Genomic DNA, 2,938 nt, shown 5'->3' on the forward strand with positions numbered 1-2,938 from the left:
AGAAAAGATAGCGAGTTTGATGGAATTATCCATGCTAGCAGTAGCGGAAAGCTCTACATTAAAAGCCCCGATTTCTTTGCGCAGCCAAGGATCAGACAAAAGAAAAGATAGCGAGTTTGATGGAATTATCCATGCTAGCAGTAGCGGAAAGCTCTACATTAAAAGCCCCGATTTCTTTGCGCAGCCAAGGATCAGACAAATGGTGGGTGCTTTAATGGAATCGAGTATTTTCAAAAAGATAGAAAAGGATAAAAACAAGAAATAGCCGATATAGATGCCTTTTAACCTGCTCTTATTCCCTCTTGTAGGCGGCTATTATATTCTTATTAGGTTCAGATACCTTAGATACGTACAATATCGGCTAGAAAACCAACGTGTACTGTTAAATTCTGCTTTTGCAGGCATCCTGCTTTTAGGTGTATGCTTCTTATTAAGAGGATTATTCATTGCCATCTTTCCTGAAACCGTTGAACAGTTAAGTAAACTACTCCCTATCCATACCCCTTATTTCGGAACCACGAGCATGTCGTTATTTGTTGCTGTAGGCGCAACAGAAATTGCAAATCTTTTCATTAACCGCCTTAAGGCAATTAAAAGGGCAATAGCTACTTCAGGAAATGAATTTGAGCTTTTACTGAGTTCTTCTTTTTTTGATGCCCATCTTTTACAGTTTACCATGGATAGCGGCAAATTTTACATTGGCTGGGTTAAAGAGCTGCCCAAACCCTTTACCACCAGTTATATCCGAATTACCCCTGCCTTTAGCGGCTACCGCAAGGCTGACGATAAAGAACTGGTTTTTACCACCCAGTATTTAACGGTTTATGCCAGTTATATTGAAGATGGTTCGGTTGCAAATACAGATGAGTTAAAAACCGACCTCGTACTAAAAGCGGATAAGATCAATTCTATTTCGTTTTTTGATATGCATATGTACAACCGTTTTAATCCTTCGCAAGGATAAGCTTTCACTCCTAATCCTTCTTTTGACTGTATTTTTTCCAGGTTTCTATTTTAGCCTTCTGACGGGCAATGTAGGCATCGGCAATTACTTCAGCCGAACTCGAGCCTTCAACCGTTTCCAGCAGTTCCTTTAATTTATACTGATCTACATCTGCCTTATATAAAATCTGAATCAGTTTCGGAAAGTCATTATCGATTAAATAAGCAAAGGCATCAACCATTGCATCCCGCAACTGATCTTCAGAAAGATTGTCTGGTATATCGAAATCTTTGTTGATGATACTAATTAATGACATGGAACAGGATTTTTAGGATTACGGGATTTTAAGATCGATTTTATTAACATTAGAGTTAGGCAATTTGCACTAACCGAAGAACCACAGGCCAATTTAAATAAACCTGATAAAAGCGGCAGCTCCCGATTCTTCATCGGGACTATAGCGGTTAGCAGGACTGAAGAGGCTATGGAACACAAGAGGTTTCGTTTTCAAAATTATAATGAAGTTATTAACCGCTTTAAGATCCCCGCATGCGCGAGGATGACGGTATCAAAAAACTAAACTTCATCTCTTATATCCATTTAATTTCCTGGCAGATCTCAATCAATACGCCATTGGTATCTTTTGGATGTACAAAACACACCATTTTATTATCTGCACCCTTTTTTGGCGACTCGCTGAGCAGCACAAAACCTTCTTTGTGCAGGCGTTCCATTTCTGCCAGAATATCATCAACCAGAAAAGCGACATGATGGATCCCCTCTCCTTTTTTTTCAATAAATTTAGTAATTGCACTATCTGGGGCAGTAGCCTGAAGCAGTTCGATCTTGTTTTCGCCAGTTTTAAAGAAAGCCGTATTTACAAACTCGGATGCAACTTGCTCAGTTTTATAGCAATCGGTATTCAATAGTTTCTGATAAATATCTATAGAACTGTTAAGGTCTTTTACCGCGATGCCGATGTGTTCTATCTTATTCATAGATTATAAGGTTATGTGAATGTAAAAATGCGGCTTTTCTCTATAAGGTCATAGCTATTATTTATAATTGTTAAATAAGTTTTTTCGTATCTTTGTGTTATAATTAACAGAATAGAGATGAAACAGCCGATATATTTAGATAATAATGCTACTACCCCGTTAGATCCAAGGGTGTTGGAAGCAATGCTACCTTACTTTACAGAGAAATTTGGAAATGCCGCAAGTCGTAATCACGCGTTTGGCTGGGTGGCTGAAGAGGGTGTAGATTATGCCCGTGAGCAGGTAGCCAAACTAATCGGCTGTACTGAAAAAGAAATTATTTTTACATCAGGTGCAACTGAAGCCGATAACCTGGCTATTAAAGGTGTATTTGAAATGTACAAAGAAAAAGGTAACCACATTATAACTGCGGTTACTGAACATAAAGCAGTTTTAGATACCTGCAAACACTTAGAGAAAAACGGAGCACGTGTTACTTATTTAGGCGTTAAAGAAGACGGTTTAATTGATTTAGCTGAATTAGAAGCTGCTATGACTCCTGAAACGATTTTAGTTTCGATTATGTATGGCAACAACGAAATAGGTGTAATTCAACCGGTTAAAGAAATTGCAGCAATTGCACACAAACACGGTGCTTTATTCATGACTGATGCTACGCAGGCAGTTGGTAAAATCCCTGTTGATGTAAATGCTGATGGTATTGACTTAATGGCTTTCTCGGCACATAAAATGTACGGTCCGAAAGGTGTTGGTGTACTTTACGTTCGCCGTAAAAACCCAAGGGTTAAAGTTACTGCACAAATGGATGGTGGTGGCCACGAGCGCGGAATGCGTTCTGGTACATTAAACGTTCCTGGTATTGTAGGTTTAGGTAAAGCCTGCGAACTTTGCCGTTTAGAAATGGAAAGCGAATCAGTTCGTTTAGCTGCTTTACGTGATAAGTTAGAAACTACTTTGAACAAAATGGAAGAGAGTTATGTTAATGGTAATACACAAC

At 38.7% G+C, this 2,938-nt stretch carries 5 protein-coding genes; 3 read left to right on the forward strand and 2 right to left on the reverse strand.

Going from position 1 to position 2,938, the window contains the following annotated elements; all coding sequences use genetic code 11:
* Together AC1DND_RS24510 and AC1DND_RS24515 are read left to right on the forward strand one after the other, a co-directional pair.
* Positions 1-265: hypothetical protein (locus tag AC1DND_RS24510; protein ID WP_477585171.1), on the forward strand; the 265-nt coding region annotated here is incomplete at its 5' end.
* A gap of 9 nt (positions 266-274) precedes the next feature.
* Positions 275-964 carry a hypothetical protein gene (locus tag AC1DND_RS24515; RefSeq protein WP_215128327.1) on the forward strand — a complete coding sequence of 230 codons (690 nt, stop codon included), beginning with the start codon at positions 275-277 and terminating at the stop codon, positions 962-964.
* Between the two features lie 10 nt (positions 965-974).
* Here AC1DND_RS24515 and AC1DND_RS24520 read toward each other — a convergent pair whose 3' ends face one another.
* Together AC1DND_RS24520 and mce are read right to left on the reverse strand one after the other, a co-directional pair.
* Positions 975-1,259: a hypothetical protein gene (locus AC1DND_RS24520; protein WP_477585172.1), complete on the reverse strand. Its 285-nt coding sequence runs from the start codon at positions 1,257-1,259 to the stop codon at positions 975-977.
* Positions 1,260-1,533: 274 nt separating this feature from the next.
* Complete coding sequence (gene mce / locus AC1DND_RS24525) at positions 1,534-1,941, reverse strand: methylmalonyl-CoA epimerase (protein WP_477585173.1); 408 nt, start codon at positions 1,939-1,941, stop codon at positions 1,534-1,536.
* A 117-nt stretch (positions 1,942-2,058) separates the two neighbouring features.
* Here mce and AC1DND_RS24530 point away from each other — a divergent pair.
* A partial coding sequence (locus AC1DND_RS24530; RefSeq protein ID WP_477585174.1) for a cysteine desulfurase family protein occupies positions 2,059-2,938 on the forward strand: 880 nt, incomplete at its 3' end.

This window comes from Pedobacter sp. 01N416 (genome assembly GCF_056399685.1).